Source organism: Flavihumibacter solisilvae, from assembly GCF_000814475.1.
Taxonomy (GTDB): domain Bacteria; phylum Bacteroidota; class Bacteroidia; order Chitinophagales; family Chitinophagaceae; genus Flavihumibacter; species Flavihumibacter solisilvae.
Genome location: NZ_JSVC01000010.1, coordinates 30,691 through 47,797 on the forward strand (window position 1 = coordinate 30,691; position 17,107 = coordinate 47,797).

The following is a 17,107-nucleotide window of genomic DNA, read 5'->3' on the forward strand; positions in this document are numbered from 1 at the left end:
TTATGAAAATTATCATACCAATACTTACTGCTGCTACATTTTTTACCATTAATGCGTACTCACAGGGATGTGTGGCCCTACGTGGCACCGGAACAAGCTGTAACGTATCTGCCCAACAGGCCGATGCGGGACAATGGCAGGTATCTATGGGATACCGTTATTTCAAATCCTTCCGGCATTTTAAAGGAAAGGAAGAACAGGAAGAAAGACTGAAACAAAATACTGAAGTGATCAACTGGCAGCACCTGCTCGACCTATCGGTAATGAAACAGGTAAACAACCGTTGGTCAATACTGGTGGGAATGCCGATCGGCATCAACAAGCGGTCATCCTTATACGAACATGGACGCACCGAGCGGCATAATACCGAATCATTCGGGATCGGTGATATGAGGATCATGGCTTACCGCTGGATGATTGATCCCGCCAAACACAGTAAAGGGAATTTCCAGCTGGGTGCCGGGCTTAAACTGCCGACAGGGGATTATGATTACGAAGATTACTTCTATAATGTCGGACCTAACGGTTCGCAGGAACTTAGACCGGTGGACCAGTCCATTCAACTTGGCGACGGGGGCACAGGCGTTGCCGTTGAACTGAACGGCTTTTATAATTTCACACCCCTTGCCGGCGTATATGCAAATGCGTATTACCTGTTCAACCCAAGGGAAGTGAATGGAACCCGCACTTACCGCGAAACATTGAGCCCGACCCTGGCCAATGAATCCATCATGAGTGTTCCCGACCAATACCTCGCCCGCGTAGGATTCAACTATAATTTCCTCGGCAGGATGCGCGGACTCTCCGCCAGCCTCGGTGGACGACTGGAAGGCATTCCTGTTGAAGACGTTCTCGGTGGCAGCAAAGGATTCCGCAGACCGGGCTATATCGTTTCGGTAGAGCCGGGACTGGTTTACCAGATGAAAAAAACAATCCTGTTCGCAAACGTTCCTGTTGCCGCAGTGCGTAACCGCACCCAGAGTGTGACCGATAAAGAAAATTCTGAGATAACAGGTACTTACCGCCATGGTGATGCAGCATTTGCAGATTATTCAATAAATGTGGGATTGACAGTGAGGTTATAGGCAGGGAGAGGCTCAGATTAAATTCAACAACATTAACTGCTTTTTTATGAAGTCAAAATATTTAACCGCATGCATGCTGCTTTCGGGCATGCTTTTTCATTCTGTGACAAGGGGGCAGACAGAAGTGGATGCCATCATGATGAACAAGACCCAGTTCTGTGCAGGATTCATGTACAATTATTCCAAATGGGATGAATACTGGGAGGGCACACTAAAAAGAAACAACCTGAACCTTGGCGATGTAAGCAGCCAGTCCGTAATGTTTATGGCCAACTATGGCATAACCGACAAACTGAATGTAATGGTCGGTGCGCCGTATGTGTGGACAAAAGCCAGCGCCGGCACCTTGAAAGGATTGGATGGTGTGCAGGACATTTCACTCAATGTAAAATGGAAACCTTATACAAAGGTGTTCGGGAAAAACAAGTTGCAACTGTTACTGGTAGGCGGCGTTTCCACTCCCCTAAGTGATTATGTAATAGATTATTTACCGTTATCGATCGGGCTGGGAAGTACAAATGTAACCGGCAGGCTGATGATAGACTACGTTCATACCAGCAGGTTCTTCGCTACCGGCTCTGCAGCCTATGTATGGCGAAGCAATGTGAAGCTGGACCGCACGTCATACTTCGACACTGAGCTTCATAGCACCAACGAGGTGAAAATGCCTGACGCGGCAAGCTTCCAGCTCAGGACAGGTTACCGCGGGAAGTACCTGATAGCCGAAGCATTGCTCAGCAACTGGACTACACTTGGAGGATTTGACATTACGCGGAACAACATGCCATTCCCGAGCAATAAAATGAATTCAACGAGTGCAGGGGTGAATGCCAAATACACGCTGAAGCAGCATACAAACCTGTCCTTCCTCGGCGGTGGTGGCTATGTGATCCATGGAAGGAATTCAGGCCAGGCGTTCAACGTGAATGCCGGGATCTTCTATGCACTGTACTTCAACAAAAAACTGGACAAAAACAATTTCAACCAATAAGTGAATTGTTATGAAAAAGACATTCAGATACGCAGGCATGTTCGTCCTGGTTACAGGAACGATCGTTATAGCCTGTTCCAAAGATATAAATGACAGGACGGCGAACCTGCCGCCCCTCGAGCCTGCTTCAACAGATATTGATGCAGGAACCTGGAAACCGGTATTGCTGGCCAGTCCGGATGAGATCCAGGTACCAGCCCCGATCCCGACGAATGTGCCGGATTATGTAGCCCAGATCAATGAGATCAAGGCCACGCAGGCTGACCTGAGCGACGAAGAGAAAGGCATTGTAAAATACTGGTCTGCAGGCGGCATCTTGCGATGGAATGAGATACTTCGTGAGCTCGTGGCAAAGCATAACCTGCCACCTTACCAGAACGAAGACGGTACATACCCTGCACCCAGTGCGACTAACCCCCTCGCCTATCCGCAGTTTCCGTTTGCCAATCCGCCATACGCAGCAAGGGCATATGCGTATGTGAGTGCCGCACAATACGATGCGCTGGTGGCTGCCTGGCATTACAAAAAATTATACAACAGGAAAGCACCTTACAACGTAGACAGTTCGCTGAAAGTGCTGATCAACCGTTCGGAGCTGCCCTCCTATCCTTCTGAAGATGCGGTGATCGCAGGTGCAGCGGCTGAAATGATGAAACTGCTGTTTCCTGGTGACCAGGATTATATCCAGAAGAAAGCGGAAGAGCATCGCCGTTCCCGCATCATTTCGGGCGCCAATGTCAGGAGTGATCTCGAAGCTGGTGAAGCGCTTGGGAAAGCAGTTGCACAACGCTTTGTCGCAAGAGCAAGAACAGATCGCGCCGGTGTTGCAGGTGGTAACCCGGCCATGTGGAAAAAACTTGAGGATGATTGCATCGCGCGTGGTGAAACACCCTGGTATAGCCTGGAAGTGCCAAAGCGCCCGCCCATGCTGCCAGCGTTTGGCGTAGTTAAGCCATTCCTGTTTGATTCCCTGACAACAATTGCTTTACGTCCTGGCCCACCCCCGCCGGTTGCGAGCCAGAAAATGAAGGACGAAACAAAAGAGATCTATGATTACGTGAAGAATCCGACACGCGAACAGATCAGGATCGTGCATTACTGGGCCGATGGCGTAGGCACCTATACACCGCCAGGCCACTGGGATGCCATCGCAGCTGAAGATTTCATTAAAAAGAATTTCAGTGAAGTACGGTGGGCAAGGAACATGGCATTGCTGAACATGAGTCTCATGGATGCTGCCATTGTATGCTGGGACACTAAAATGTTTTATTTCAATCCCAGGCCGACACAGCTTGACCCGGCAATCAAGACAACTACGGGGATCCCGAATTTCCCGGCATATATCTCAGGGCACTCGACATTCAGTGGCGCAGCTGCCACCATCCTGGGTTACATAATTCCTGACAGGGCAAGCGCTTATACTGCGATGGCAGCCGAAGCATCCTTATCGAGAATGTATGGCGGCATTCACTATCGCAGTGACTGCGAGATCGGAATTGAAACTGGAAATAAAGTAGGGAATTACGCAATTGAACGAGCAAAAACTGATGGCGCAGATTAAATTTTCCGGGCTTCGGGTGTTTTCCGGGGGTTCAGGGCTTCCCGGGCTATTAATTATTGTTTCAGCACTCGGCCTGTCGAAATTCTGCTTCGCGCAGGATTCCGGCAGGCGACATGCTGATTCTTTACCGTATCGTTCCCTTGACAGCGTTCTTGTAACAGCAGATCAACGGTCGTCACGACTCTTGCCAATGCCTGCTGTGAAGGGAACTTATATTTATGCGGGGAGGAAAACTGAAACCGTGCGCCTTGATTACCTGGACGCAAACAGGGTAGATAATAACCCAAGACAATTGTTTGCGAAGGTGCCGGGAATTTTTGTTTATGAAAATGATGGTACGGGGAACCAGGTGAATATTTCGGCCCGTGCCCTCACTGCCCACCGTTCCTGGGAAATGAATGTGCGGCATAATGATGTGATGACCAATTCAGACCTCTATGGATATCCTGCCAGTCATTTCAATGCACCAACGGAATCCATTGAAAGGATTGAACTGGTGAGGGGAAGCGGATCATTACAGTATGGCGCGCAGTTCGGCGGTATGGTGAACTATGTCACGAAGGATGCAGACACCACGAAGAGAATTTCCTTTGAATCATCCAACTCGGTTGGATCTTATGGTTTGTTCAGTACTTATAATGCTGTTGGCGGTAAAGTCAACAGGCTGAAATATTACAGTTATGTGAATTACAGGAAATCGGATGGCTATCGTGACAATAGTGAATACAAATATTTCGCGGCCCATGCGCACCTGGAATATCAATTCAGCCGTGACCTTTCCATGCGACTGGAATATAACCACATGGATTATGTCAACCACATTAATGGGGGGCTTAATGATGTGCAGTTCCGTCAAAACCCGAGGCAATCCACACGTAACAGGAATTATTACAGTCCAACCATTCATTTGCCTTCAATACGGCTCGATTATTCCCTTGGCCGCAATACTCAACTTAATGTAATTGGTAGTGCGGTACTCGGATCCAGGAACAGTGTGCAGTTCATTGCCCTTTCGACAGTTGCCGATACGATCAATGCGGCTACCGGAGAATACAATCCCCGCCAGGTGGACATTGACAACTATCATAGCTATTCAGCCGAAGCGAGGGTCCGTCACTATTACCAATGGTTCGGAAAAACACATGCTGTAGTTGGTGGTGTTCGTTATATCAACAATAACCTTGGCAGGCACCAGCTGGGCAAAGGAACTACGGGAAGTGATTATGATCTTTCACTCACGGATCCGAAGTGGGGAAGGGATATGTCATTCCGGACAAAGAATGTTTCGGTTTTTTCAGAGAACATGTTGCAGCTTCACAGGAAACTAAGCTTTACCGCGGGGTTCAGGTTTGAAAATGGCAGCACGCGGATGGGCGGATATATTTACAACATCGACCCTGTGAACATACCTGTTGAGATCGACCATAGTTTTTTCCTGCTCGGGGCAAGCATGCAGTATGAGGCGGGAAAACACATCCAGGTCTTTGCAAACTGGTCACAGGCTTATCGCCCGGTGATATTTGCGGATATCATTCCGGCAACAACGCTGAATAAAATTGATCCGGGAATTAAGGATGCATATGGGAATAATGCCGAACTGGGGTTGAGGGGAACAGTGGGCAAAAGATTCAGGTTTGATGCAAATATCTTCCTGGTTGATTATAAAAACAGGACAGGAAATGTGGCCGTAACAGATGGCAGTGGCGCAACCTACTTGTATAAGACCAATACGGGGAGATCGCTTGCGGAAGGACTCGAAGTGTATGCTGAACTTGATTTGGTTGGACGTAAGGCCGGTTCTCGCGGGTCGTTCGGACTTTCCGTCTTTACTTCATCTTCGGTCATGTATGCGCGTTACAGGAAAGGAACGGTGGTGGTAAGTGGCAACAATACCGACATCAAAGGGAATAAGGTTGAAGCGGCCCCGCCATTTATCAGCCGCAATGGTCTCCAGTTCAAATTAAAACGCTTATCAAGTACGCTGCAATACAGCTACACAGCAGCAACCTATGCCGACCCGCTTAATACAGAAACACCGAATGCAAGTGGAACAGTGGGCAGGATCCCCGGATACCAGCTTGTAGACTGGAACTTCACTTACCGGTTTGAAAAGTTTGTGACGCTCAGGCTTCTCATGAACAATATTTTCAACAGGCAATATTTCACCCAGCGGCCGGCATTCTTCCCCGGGCCCGGAGGTTTATATCCTTCAGATGGCCGGAGTATAATAATTTCGGCGGGAATAAATCTCTGAAGATGACTACAAGGTTGTACCTGGCCAGTTTGTTCCTGGTCGCTGCGCAATGTTTGGTTGTGGCAGATTTGCGCGCACAATCAGCGTTTCCAGGTGGCTGGGTCGGTAGATGGAAAGGCACCCTGGAATGGTACCAGGGTGTAAATAAACGGGAGCCGGTACAAATGGAACTGCACGTACTGCCTGCCGATAGTGCGGATCATTACAGCTGGCGACTCATTTACGGCGAAGGACAGAAAGACAACAGGCCATACCTGCTGAAGCCATTTGACAAGTCAAAGGGTCACTGGCTGATAGACGAAAAGAACAGCATCGTGCTTGACCAGTTCTTTATTGGTGGCAGGTTCTTCGGCAGCTTCACCGTCGGCGGAAATACAATCACCAACAGCTATTGGTTATCGGGCGACAGCCTCGTCGTGGAGTTTTACAACATCCAGGAGAAGCCGATTGCAGTAACCGGGGGTCGCGACAGTACGGTGCCGAAAGTTAAGAGTTATGGAGTGAGGAGTTATCAAAGGGCCGTTCTTCGGAGACAGTAATTCACTTATCGTTAAATCGCCGGTTCGTGCACCGTTTTATTCTAAATTTGCGTCTCAAAGTGTGACCATGAACTCCTACGCTTCCTCGCTGATAAATTACAAACGACTACTAACCAAAGAGGTACGTATAGGGGATCTTATACTTGGGAATGGTAACCCCATCCGGATCCAGACAATGACCACAACCGATACGATGGATACCATCGCCACTGTGGAACAGTCGATCCGTTGTATTGAAGCGGGCGCGGAACTTGTCCGGATCACAGCCCCGAGCAAAAAAGAAGCAGAAAACCTGCTCGCGATCAAAAATGAATTGCGGAAACGTGGCTTTCATACCCCTCTCGTCGCAGATATTCATTTCACACCCAATGCCGCTGAAATTGCAGCAAGGATAGTGGAAAAAGTAAGGGTCAATCCCGGCAATTATGTAGATAAAAAGAAATTTGAACAGCTCGAGTTCAACGATGCCGAATATGCAGAAGAAATAGATCGCATCAGGCATCGGTTTACGCCACTGGTGAAGATCTGTAAAGAATATGGTACCGCGATGCGGATCGGGACCAACCACGGTTCATTAAGCGATCGCATTATGAGCCGGTATGGCGACACGCCAATGGGAATGGTTGAGAGTGCTATGGAATTCCTGCGAATTTCACGTGACGAAAACTACCACAACATCGTGCTTAGCATGAAGGCCTCCAATCCGCAGGTCATGGTGCAGGCTTATCGCCTCCTTATCCAGACCATGTACAACGAGTTTGGTGAAATGTATCCGCTGCACCTCGGCGTGACGGAGGCCGGGGACGGTGAAGACGGCAGGATCAAATCTGCAATCGGGATCGGGTCCCTGCTCGAAGATGGAATTGGCGACACGATTCGTGTTTCACTCACAGAGGATCCTGAATTTGAGATCCCGGTTTGCAAAGACCTGGTTAAGAGATATGAACCTGTATCCGGCCGACAGGGTCCGGCTTCCCGCTCGAATGGACTTCTTCCGGAACTGGATGCAGAAAACCTTCGTTACTCCCCGTTTGAATACCGCAGGCGGGAAAGCTTTGCCGTTGACAATATTGGCGGGAAAAACGTCCCGGTTGTTATAGCAGACCTGAGCAGGATTGAAAAGATCACCCCGGAACATCTGCAGGGAATCGGGTACACTTACGAACCTTCATTGGATAAATGGACCATCGGTGATGCTGCGGCTGATTACATCTTCACCGGCAGCCAGCCGGTTGATTTTGCCCTGCCAGGTACACTCAAAGTAATTATGTATCCTGCTGCCTGGGAAGCCCTGGCTGACAGTCCGGAGTATTTCCCAATATTCCAGGATAGCGGGTTCGTTTCTGCACCTAAAAAAAGCCAACGACTGAACTTTGTGATGGTCGACTGTTTCAATGACAGCACGCCGCTGAATGACTTTACATTTCTTGAACAGCTCGCAAATGATCCGACAGTAGTGCTCTGCCTTAGCAGTACGAATAGTAATGCACTTCAATCGGTACGCCGCATGTGTATAGAACTGATGGATAAAAGCATCCGTAACCCGGTGATCCTTATGACGGACAGTGGATGGCAAACCACGGACGAACACCTTATTCATTTTGCAGCTGAAACAGGGCCACTGTTGCTTGACGGATTCGGGGATGGAATCTGCCTCGGCTATTCCGGCAACGGGGAAATAAAAAATGTTGAAGTCACCGGCCGCACTTACCTGCCTGTAAGGGATGTCTACCAGTTTACAAACAATACTGCATTTTCGATTCTCCAGGCTACCCGTACCAGGATTTCAAAAACGGAATACATCTCCTGCCCGAGCTGCGGACGAACGTTGTTCGACCTGCAGGAAACCACTTCGCGGATCCGGTCAGTTACCAATCACCTGAAAGGAGTAAAAATTGCGATCATGGGCTGTATCGTGAATGGCCCCGGCGAAATGGCCGACGCTGACTTTGGCTATGTAGGCAGCGGTCCCGGCAAGATCACCCTCTACAAAGGAAAAGAAGTCGTGAAACGCAATGTCGATAGTGAAGTTGCTGTCGATGAACTCATCAATCTCCTCCGCGAAAGCGACGTTTGGGTCGAAAACGCCTAATCGCCTGTGCTAAAACTGGGTTTAATCACCCATTTCACCCGACGGGTGGGACCCGACGGGTGAACCTACATGTGAACCTACTGACGATTTTTCGATACTTGAATTAGCGCTTATCACTGTTGTCCGAACTTCTCAAAAACTGGGTGTTATCCTACATTTTTACCCGACGGGTGAGACCCGACGGGTGAATTACACGATGTCGCAGGGAGATCACCAGTCTTTTTCGGGTTTGTTGGGGCTGGCGGTTTTTTGCTGCATTTTTTTCTGGACCTCTTTTTCTTTTTGTTCGAGTGCGCGGAGGAGTTGTTCAACCTGTTGCTGGTTCAGGCGGCTTTGCTGTTGCTGCTGAGGTTTTGGTTGCTGCTCTTTGTCTTTGTCCTTTTCTTTTTTGTCTTTGGGCTTTTGTTCCTTTTCCTGCTTTTCTTTTTCTTCCTGCTGGCGTTTCTTTTCCCGCAATGCCTTCTCAAGGTTTTCGCGGGCCTGCTGGTCATCAGGATCCAGGCGCAGGGCAGATTTCCAGGCATCTATGCTCTGATCCAGTTGTTGCAGCTGCTGGTGCAGCACACCTTTATCGTAAAGTGCCCGTTCAACAATTTTCGGGTCCTTGCCTTCAGCGATGAGGCGATCGTATGATTCGAGTGCGGCTTCCTTATCGCCTTTTTTCGCGAGGGCGTTGGAGCGATTATACATTGCTGTTATATCTGCCGGAGATTTTTTTACTGCTTTGTCATATTCAGCAACAGCTTCATCATATTTCCCTTCTTTATACAATTTGTTTCCGGACCGAAGTTCGGCAGACTGCCCGAATAGCGTGATGGCGCTGCAGATGGCCACCGGCATTATGCAGAAGATTTTTTTCATGCAGCGGAAATTTTTCTTTCGGGTGTGAACAATTCGACCAGGAGAAGCAGCAGTACCACGGCAAGAAAATAATAGAAATAGGTATTGTATTGAATAAATGAGGAATCCTGGAGTTGCTTCTGTTCGATGCTACCTAATTGTTCGGCGAGAGTTTTAACCGCTGAACCGGCATCCTGCAGATAAACATACACACCATTCCCCTGCTGGGCCAGCTCACGCAGCTGTGCTTCATTCAGCTTGCTGATGACGGTGTTGCCATTGGCATCCCGTTTTGTATCGTTGGTAAGAGGGTCAAAAATAGTGGCGCCTTCAGGAGAGCCGATACCTACAGTATTGATCATGACACCACTCTCCACGAGCTGGCGGGTAATATTCAGCGCCTCGGGATCATGGTCTTCCCCGTCTGAGATCAGGATAATCGCCTTGTGCTTTTTTTCCTTGCTGTTGAATGATGATCCTGCCATCCGCAATGCCTCGCCGATTACTGTCCCCTGCGTAGGCACTGCCTCGGGCCCAGCATTCTGTAAATACATTTTGGCAGCAGAAACATCTGTTGTGAGTGGCATCTGGAGGTAGGCGCGACCTGCAAACCAGATCAGGCCAATCCTGTTGTCGGCCAGGTCTTCGATCAGCAGGCTCACGAGCTGCTTCGCTTTTTCGAGGCGGTTCGGTTTCACATCCTGGGCCAGCATGCTTTTGCTGACATCCATCACGATCATCACATCCACGCCCTTCCGGTTCACATTGCCGCTTTCTCCTTTTGTTCGGGGATTTGCCGCGGCAACGACAAGCAGAACGAGGGCAGTACATGCCAGCACCATTTTGATGAAATACCGTTGCGCGCTGAAGTTCCTGGTGAGTCCGCTTATAATTGCGGGATCACCGATCTTGATTGCCGTCTTTTTCTTCCACCGGAGTATAGCCAGGTAAAGAAGGATGATAACCGGCACGGCTGCCAGGCCGGCGAGCAGGAATATGTTTTCAAAGTGGAACAAGGACCCGTAGTTTTTTCACAATGTACTGTTCCTGCGGGCAAAAAGGAAGCCAAAGTCTTATTTCTTTCCTTCCATGAATCCCAGTTCTTTCAGGATCCCCTTCAGGATTGACAATCTTACTTCTTTCATATTTATGTCAGGATCAGATGACCGGAGTTGCAGTGCGAAGAAATAGGGATGCCTGTTCTCTTCGATCCAGCCCACCAGCCAGCCGATTGCATCACCATTTTCAGCGTGTTCCCAACCGGTCTTATAACTCAGCTTGTAATTGCTGTTGTCTTCCATCAGCATCATTCTCCTGACAATGTCCTGCGTGCGGCGCTGAAAGGGCAGCTGGTCAAAATAAAGTCTCTTGACCAGTCCAAGCTGCTCATCGGGAGTGATCTTTATGGAATTATCCAGCCAGAAGGTATCGATCCTGCTAATCTTTGCGGGCTTATACCTGCTTGCATAGCCGAGGCTGTCGAGCCAGAACTGCATAGTGTCCTTTCCGATCCGGCGGGCCAGCTCCTGGAACCAGGGCACTGCAGAATAACGGAATGCCCTGTACATGCTCAGGTCCTGGTTCCATTCGGGTACCGGGCGGGTGATGCCGTCCCACGGAATAACTGTACTGTCATCCTTTACCCTGCCTGTTTCAATCCCGATCAGGGAGTTGACAATTTTAAAAGTAGAAGCGGGCAGGTATGCGCTGTCGCGGAATTTTTTGGTGTCACTCAGTACAAAATTCCCCTGTCCATTATCAAATAAGCCAAAAACCCCGGTAACATGATGTTCGGTGAAATACTTTTCAAGGCCCTTTTCTTCTGTCACGTTATTAGGTGAACATGCGACGGCGAGCACTGACAAACAGAAAAAGCCAAACAGGTAACGCATAAAAAAATATTGTGGCGCAAAGTTAGGGGAACTGTCATTTGAAGTTCAATTATGGTAGATTTGAAGCATGAGATTTCGCATAACGCAGCAGGTGTCGGAAGGAATCCGCCTCCTCCACCTGCATGACGACGAGATGCAGGCAACCGTTTCCATCGCACCTGACCAGGGCGCAATGCTCCATGCTTTTGAAGCGCCGATAAACGGGAGTACCTACAACATAATCAACAATTATACAGACATCGGCGACATAGACAGGAACCTGTCGCTCAGTTATAAAAGCAGCAAGCTCTCTCCTTTTGCGTGCAGGATCAGGGATGCACGGTACAGCTGGGAGGGAAAACAATATGAATTCGAAAAGAAATTCATTGATGGTTCTGCGATCCACGGTTTGCTGTTCAATAAAAATTTCAGCGAGGACGGAAAGCAGGTAACTGACTTTATGGCTTCTGCCAGCTTCTCCTATGAGTATAAGGCCGAGGACCCAGGATACCCTTTCCATTACCGCTGCAGGGTGACCTACACCCTGCTACCGGGACTTACCCTGCAGGTACAGACTTCGCTTCAGAATAAGGGGGAGGAAAAGATCCCGATTTCCGACGGCTGGCATCCTTATTTCCAGCTGAATGCGCCGGTTGACGATTGTTTCCTGCAATTTCCCTCCGGGGGGATGGTAGAATTTGATTCACACCTTGTTCCCACGAGGCAGGTGTTACCCTTTGATACATTCAATGAACCGAAGGCAATCGGGGATACGATGCTGGATAATTGTTTCCTGCTGGATCCGGAGGGCGGGCAGCCGGCTTGTGTTTTCAGTAGTCCGGACCGGAAAGCCAGGATTGAATTCACCACCGACGGTCAATATCCCTACCTGCAATTGTATATTCCCGGCGACAGGAAGAGCATAGCGATCGAGAACCTGAGTTCTGCACCCGACAGTTTCAACAACCGGATGGGACTCGTAACGCTGGATCCGGGTGAGGAAAAAGCCTTTACCTTGCATTACACTATAAAAACTGAAGAAACCGTTTAATTGTAACTATTAACAAACCCACTTATGAATAAAGCAAAAATGTTCCTGGCTGCACTGTTTGCAGTTTGCTTCGTTTCCTGTATCCAGATCAATGAGGAAGTAGAAATCAAGGAGGACGGCTCAGGTAAACTGACCATAAAATCAGATATGGGAAAGTTGTTCGAAATGCTGAAAAGCTTTGCCGGTGAGGAAGAACTCAAAAAAGAAGGAATGGACCGTGCACTCGATACCACCATTTACATGAAAGACATGGTAGATACGGCCACTAATATCACCAAAGAGAACAAGGCCTTATTACGGAATGGTGTCATGAACCTGAAAATGAATATCAAGGAGAACCTGTTCAAACTTGACATGAATTATCCGTTCAAAAACTTGTCGGATGCGAATAAGCTGTATTCTGCGATGAGTGGAAATGGCATGATGGGCAATGTGCTGAAAGGACTTAACCCGAATGCCGGTGGCCAGGGTGATGGTGCCGACAATGCCGGAATCGAAAAGATCAGCAGCATTTATGACGTTGCGATATCACCGGGCAAATACAGCCGCACGCTGAATAAAGCGCGTTACGACAGCCTGCTCAACGATCCGAAAGTACAGGAGTCGAGGGGAATGATGGCCATGATGGAAGACATGCAGATGAACCTTACCGTAAAACTTCCGAAGGCAGCAAAAAATGTAAGCAACCCGAAAGCTACGCTTTCACCCGATAAAAAGACAGTGATGCTGATGGGCGGACTGATGAATGCCCTCGATTCACCGCAGAACCTGGAAATCGTTATCCAGTACTGATGAAAGGACGAGGCTGGCTGGCAGGCTACGGAATTGTGGCGGCGGTTCACCTCGCAGCTATTGCTGCAGGCTGGGACACGGTACGGTTTGTCACCAAACCCATGCTGATGGTGATCCTGGTATCGTGGTTCATGATTGTAACCGCAGGATCCGCTTCATTGCGTACCTGGATAATTTCAGCGCTTATCTTCTCCTGGCTGGGAGATGTTTTCTTAATGATACAGGGAGGGTCCGGCTTTATCGCCGGACTTTCTTCTTTCCTGCTTGCCCATGCCTGTTATGTCATATTTTTCCTGCTTGTGCGAAGGCGATCTGGGGTGCCACGCAAATGGAACGGGTACATACTTGCTGCCGTGGTGATTTATGTCGCCAGCTTCAATTACTACCTGTTACCGGCACTCGACTTCGCATTGAAAGTTCCCGTACTGGTATATTCGATTATTATCGGCACCATGTTCATTGCTGTGTTCCATGCTTCGCCACGGAATAATATCTGGCACAACCTGGCCATCACCGGCGCCCTGCTATTCATCATTTCAGACAGCATCCTTGCTGTAAATACATTCCTGGAACCGTTTGGTGCCGCAGATCTGCTGATCATGACAACGTATATCCTTGCCCAGGCATTTCTCGCATCCGGAGCCGCTATTTGGTTGCGGACAGCGCATAAGTCATAATTTTGGCACATGAAAAAAACGGATTTCCTTGTAATCGGATCGGGAATAGCAGGCTTGACGTATGCGCTTAAAATGGCGGAACAGTTTCCGGACAAAAGAATTACCGTGGTAACAAAGGCTGCGGCTGATGAAACAAATACCAAGTATGCACAGGGAGGAATAGCGGGAGTAACCGATTTTGAAAATGACAGTTTTGAAAAACATATTAACGATACTCTGATAGCCGGTGATGGGCTTTGCAATGCCCATATCGTGGAAATTGTGGTCAAGGAAGGTGTGGAAAGGATCAGGGAACTGATTGGATGGGGAGCACAGTTTGACAAGGATGCGGACGGTGATTATTCACTGGGTCGTGAGGGTGGTCACAGTGAATACCGGATCCTGCATCACAAGGACATTACGGGAAAAGAGATGGAAAGGGCACTGCTTGAAAAAGTTAAGCAGTACAGCAATATTGAAATCATCAAGCACTGGTTTGTGATTGACCTGCTGACGCAGCACCACCTGGGTTTCCTCGTTACAAAAAGCACTCCCAACATCCAGTGTTATGGAGTATATGCACTGAATACTTCCACTCACCAGATAGAAAAGATCATTGCGGGACATACACTGCTGGCTACAGGTGGAAACGGCCAGGTGTATCGTTCAACCACGAACCCATCGATAGCAACCGGTGATGGTGTATCGATGGTATACCGGGCAAAAGGAAGGATTGAAAATATGGAGTTCATCCAGTTTCATCCAACGGCATTATATGAACCGGGAACGGGCGGGCAGGCATTCCTGATAACGGAAGCTGTGCGCGGTGATGGAGCAATTCTCCGTAACAAGCATGGAGAGGCCTTCATGGAAAGGTATGATGAAAGGAAGGACCTGGCACCCCGGGATATAGTAGCGCGGGCGATAGACAATGAAATGAAAATTACGGGTACGGAACATGTGTACCTCGATTGCCGGCATATGGACCAGGCGAAATTCATTCATCATTTCCCGAATATTTATGAAAAGTGCCTGTCATTGGGAATAGACATTACCAAGTCGATGATCCCCGTTGCCCCTGCGGCACATTATAGTTGTGGTGGTATCAAGACGGATGAATGGGGCCGTACATCTATCCTGAACCTGTATGCGGCAGGCGAATGTGCATCGACAGGACTGCATGGAGCGAACCGGCTGGCCAGCAATTCGCTGCTGGAAGCGATGGTATTCGGGCACCGTGCGTTTGTACATGCATCGCAGCAAGTGACGGAACTCATTGACCCGGACAGGATCCCTGACTGGGATGCAGGAGGAACGACAGATCCGCGTGAGATGATCCTGATCACCCAGAGCCTGAAGGAACTGCAGTTGCTGATGAGTGATTATGTAGGGATCGTAAGGGCAGACGTGCGACTGGAGCGCGCCATGAAACGGCTGGACCTGCTCTGGGTGGAAACAGAACAACTGTATATTACGACCAAAGTGTCGCCGCAGTTATGCGAATTAAGGAATATGATCAGCGTTGCTTTCCTGATTGTAAAGATGGCCCAGTTCCGGAAAGAGAGCCGTGGGTTGCATTACAATACTGACTACCCCGAAAAAAGCGAATTGCTGCAAAATATAGTCCTCTAACCGACTACCGTGTTTTTCACAGTCCCCCCTGCTTGGATTTAGCAGGATTTGCCCACTACTTTTGTATTTACAACCTGCGGTCATGTATTATCTCGTTTATGGATTTCTTTACCTGGTATCGTTGCTCCCGATGTGGATGTTATACCTGGTCAGTGACCTGGCCGGCTGGGTGATCTTCCGGGTTTTTGGTTACCGGACCAAAGTGGTTAAGATGAACCTTGCGATTGCACTTCCGGACAAAACGGAGGAGGAGAGGGAGCAGGTCGCCAGGAAGTTTTACAGAAATTTTACGGATACTTTTATAGAAACCCTGAAGTTGTTGTCAGCTGGCAGGAAGTTCGTAACGAAACGTGTCAAGGGTGACTTCCATGTATTTGATGAATTATATGACCGGGGGCTGAAGTGCCAGGTACACCTGGGTCACAATTTCAATTGGGAAATGGGAAGCCTGGCAGTGGGGTACAGCTGCAAGTTCACGATGCTTGCGGTGTACCTGCCATTAAACAATAAGGTGATGGACAGAATCTTCCTCCGGTTGCGCACCCGTGCAGGATCTGTCCTTTTACCAGCCACAGACATGCGAAGGCAGATGCTGAAGCACGGAAGAGACAAGCAATACCTGCTTGCACTCATTGCGGACCAGGTACCGGCGAATGTCGGAAGGGCATGGTGGTTGAATTTTTTTGGAATGCCCTCTGCATTTATTCCAGGCCCCGAAAAAGGTGCCCGGGCGGGGAATGTGCCGGTTGTCTTTGTACACATTACGAAGGAGAAGCGAGGTCATTATTATGTTCATGCACATGTTGCTGCTGAAACCCCGGCAACATTACCGGAAGGCGAGCTGACCCGGCAGTACAGGGATTTCCTGGAGCGGGTGATCCATCAACACCCGGATATGTGGCTGTGGAGCCATCGCCGATGGAAAAAGTCCTGGCAGACGAGTTACGAGTCACAGTGGATCGACATTCCGCCGCCACCGGCCAAATCGGTCAATCCTTATGTTTCTACCTTATAGGTCATAATAGTTACTATACCCATTAAGCATTACTCACTAATACAAATTGTTTGTTATGAGACAACCATTCAAAGTGGTGCTGGTGGACGATCATGTACTAATACGAACTGGCATAAGTGCCATAGTACAAAGCTTCCACAATTACGAGGTTCTTTTCGAAGCTTCCAGCGGTAAGGAAATGATTGACCGCATTGAACCCGGAAACCTTCCGGACCTGGTCCTGATGGATGTAAACATGCCGGAAATGGACGGCTATTCTGCAACCGGCTGGCTAACGCGCCATTTCCCCGGAGTAAAAACGCTTGCTCTATCGATGTTTGACACAGAGAATTCTATCATCCGCATGTTCAAGGCGGGAGTGAAAGGCTATGTGATGAAGTACAGCGAGCCGGCAGAACTCAGGGCAGCCATGGATGCCCTGGTCCAGAAAGGCTGTTATTATTCAGAGCTGGTGACGGGGAGACTTGTTCATACGATTAAAAAGTATGACGATGACGAAAGTGCGGGCAACCCGCTCTCCGAACTGAACGACAGGGAGATCGAGTTCCTGAAGTTTGCCTGCACCGAGTTGACCTATAAGGAAATTGCCAAACAGATGTACCTGAGTCCGCGTACAATAGACGGCTACCGGGATTCACTGTTTGAAAAACTAAGTACAAAAAGCAGGGTTGGCCTGGTCACATTTGCGATCAGGAACGGGATTGCAGTAACTTAAGATCGATCCCTGG

At 48.9% G+C, this 17,107-nt stretch carries 15 protein-coding genes; 12 read left to right on the top strand and 3 right to left on the bottom strand.

The window, feature by feature from the left end; all coding sequences use genetic code 11:
- The first annotated feature begins 2 nt into the window (after window positions 1-2).
- The 6 genes from OI18_RS09470 (at window position 3) to ispG (ending at window position 8,522) form a co-directional block, all read left to right on the top strand.
- The gene (locus OI18_RS09470) at window positions 3-1,085 is read left to right on the top strand and encodes a hypothetical protein (protein ID WP_039139358.1); all 1,083 of its coding nucleotides are present in this window, start codon (window positions 3-5) and stop codon (window positions 1,083-1,085) included.
- A 46-nt stretch (window positions 1,086-1,131) separates the two neighbouring features.
- On the top strand, window positions 1,132-2,076 hold the full coding sequence (locus OI18_RS09475; RefSeq protein ID WP_039139360.1) for a hypothetical protein: 945 nt from the start codon (window positions 1,132-1,134) through the stop codon (window positions 2,074-2,076).
- A gap of 10 nt (window positions 2,077-2,086) precedes the next feature.
- Window positions 2,087-3,637: a vanadium-dependent haloperoxidase gene (locus tag OI18_RS09480; protein ID WP_039139361.1), complete on the top strand. Its 1,551-nt coding sequence runs from the start codon at window positions 2,087-2,089 to the stop codon at window positions 3,635-3,637.
- On the top strand, window positions 3,624-5,891 hold the full coding sequence (locus OI18_RS09485; protein ID WP_039139362.1) for a TonB-dependent receptor family protein: 2,268 nt from the start codon (window positions 3,624-3,626) through the stop codon (window positions 5,889-5,891). Before OI18_RS09480 ends, OI18_RS09485 begins: the two co-directional genes overlap by 14 nt.
- Window positions 5,892-5,893: 2 nt before the next feature.
- Complete coding sequence (locus tag OI18_RS09490) at window positions 5,894-6,430, top strand: hypothetical protein (RefSeq protein WP_039139363.1); 537 nt, start codon at window positions 5,894-5,896, stop codon at window positions 6,428-6,430.
- 67 nt (window positions 6,431-6,497) lie between these two features.
- Entirely contained in the window at window positions 6,498-8,522 is a 2,025-nt protein-coding gene (ispG, locus tag OI18_RS09495) for a (E)-4-hydroxy-3-methylbut-2-enyl-diphosphate synthase (protein ID WP_039139364.1), read from the top strand.
- 210 nt (window positions 8,523-8,732) lie between these two features.
- On the opposite strand, the gene OI18_RS09500 is transcribed toward ispG, so the two are convergent.
- Genes OI18_RS09500 through OI18_RS09510 form a run of 3 tightly spaced genes read right to left on the bottom strand, consistent with a single transcriptional unit; the run spans window position 8,733 to window position 11,254 of the window.
- Complete coding sequence (locus OI18_RS09500) at window positions 8,733-9,383, bottom strand: tetratricopeptide repeat protein (RefSeq protein WP_039139366.1); 651 nt, start codon at window positions 9,381-9,383, stop codon at window positions 8,733-8,735.
- Complete coding sequence (locus OI18_RS09505; protein WP_039139368.1) at window positions 9,380-10,378, bottom strand: vWA domain-containing protein; 999 nt, start codon at window positions 10,376-10,378, stop codon at window positions 9,380-9,382. Before OI18_RS09505 ends, OI18_RS09500 begins: the two co-directional genes overlap by 4 nt.
- A 57-nt stretch (window positions 10,379-10,435) precedes the next feature.
- Entirely contained in the window at window positions 10,436-11,254 is an 819-nt protein-coding gene (locus OI18_RS09510) for a penicillin-binding transpeptidase domain-containing protein (protein ID WP_039139369.1), read from the bottom strand.
- Between the two features lie 67 nt (window positions 11,255-11,321).
- Between OI18_RS09510 and OI18_RS09515 the strand changes: the two genes are divergently transcribed.
- From OI18_RS09515 to OI18_RS09540, 6 genes are all read left to right on the top strand, one after another.
- A complete protein-coding gene (locus tag OI18_RS09515) occupies window positions 11,322-12,284 on the top strand; it encodes an aldose 1-epimerase (RefSeq protein WP_039139371.1) in 963 nt (320 codons plus the stop codon).
- 24 nt (window positions 12,285-12,308) lie between these two features.
- Entirely contained in the window at window positions 12,309-13,076 is a 768-nt protein-coding gene (locus OI18_RS09520; protein WP_039139373.1) for a hypothetical protein, read from the top strand.
- Window positions 13,076-13,753, top strand: coding sequence for a lysoplasmalogenase (locus OI18_RS09525; RefSeq protein WP_052273040.1), 678 nt, complete (start codon window positions 13,076-13,078; stop codon window positions 13,751-13,753). Before OI18_RS09520 ends, OI18_RS09525 begins: the two co-directional genes overlap by 1 nt.
- A 9-nt stretch (window positions 13,754-13,762) precedes the next feature.
- Window positions 13,763-15,364 carry an L-aspartate oxidase gene (gene nadB, locus OI18_RS09530; RefSeq protein WP_039139375.1) on the top strand — a complete coding sequence of 534 codons (1,602 nt, stop codon included), beginning with the start codon at window positions 13,763-13,765 and terminating at the stop codon, window positions 15,362-15,364.
- A 61-nt stretch (window positions 15,365-15,425) separates the two neighbouring features.
- Window positions 15,426-16,379, top strand: a complete 954-nt coding sequence (locus tag OI18_RS09535; protein ID WP_262494001.1) for a lysophospholipid acyltransferase family protein — start codon at window positions 15,426-15,428, stop codon at window positions 16,377-16,379.
- A 55-nt stretch (window positions 16,380-16,434) separates the two neighbouring features.
- The gene (locus tag OI18_RS09540) at window positions 16,435-17,094 is read left to right on the top strand and encodes a response regulator transcription factor (RefSeq protein WP_039139377.1); all 660 of its coding nucleotides are present in this window, start codon (window positions 16,435-16,437) and stop codon (window positions 17,092-17,094) included.
- Window positions 17,095-17,107 lie beyond the last annotated feature (13 nt).

Coding starts and splice junctions, on each gene's coding strand:
- OI18_RS09470 (WP_039139358.1), top strand. CDS start 3: ATGAAAATTATCATACCAATACTTACTGCTGCTACATTTTTTACCATT.
- OI18_RS09475 (WP_039139360.1), top strand. CDS start 1,132: ATGAAGTCAAAATATTTAACCGCATGCATGCTGCTTTCGGGCATGCTT.
- OI18_RS09480 (WP_039139361.1), top strand. CDS start 2,087: ATGAAAAAGACATTCAGATACGCAGGCATGTTCGTCCTGGTTACAGGA.
- OI18_RS09485 (WP_039139362.1), top strand. CDS start 3,624: ATGGCGCAGATTAAATTTTCCGGGCTTCGGGTGTTTTCCGGGGGTTCA.
- OI18_RS09490 (WP_039139363.1), top strand. CDS start 5,894: ATGACTACAAGGTTGTACCTGGCCAGTTTGTTCCTGGTCGCTGCGCAA.
- ispG (WP_039139364.1), top strand. CDS start 6,498: ATGAACTCCTACGCTTCCTCGCTGATAAATTACAAACGACTACTAACC.
- OI18_RS09500 (WP_039139366.1), bottom strand. CDS start 9,383: ATGAAAAAAATCTTCTGCATAATGCCGGTGGCCATCTGCAGCGCCATC.
- OI18_RS09510 (WP_039139369.1), bottom strand. CDS start 11,254: ATGCGTTACCTGTTTGGCTTTTTCTGTTTGTCAGTGCTCGCCGTCGCA.
- OI18_RS09515 (WP_039139371.1), top strand. CDS start 11,322: ATGAGATTTCGCATAACGCAGCAGGTGTCGGAAGGAATCCGCCTCCTC.
- OI18_RS09520 (WP_039139373.1), top strand. CDS start 12,309: ATGAATAAAGCAAAAATGTTCCTGGCTGCACTGTTTGCAGTTTGCTTC.
- OI18_RS09525 (WP_052273040.1), top strand. CDS start 13,076: ATGAAAGGACGAGGCTGGCTGGCAGGCTACGGAATTGTGGCGGCGGTT.
- nadB (WP_039139375.1), top strand. CDS start 13,763: ATGAAAAAAACGGATTTCCTTGTAATCGGATCGGGAATAGCAGGCTTG.
- OI18_RS09540 (WP_039139377.1), top strand. CDS start 16,435: ATGAGACAACCATTCAAAGTGGTGCTGGTGGACGATCATGTACTAATA.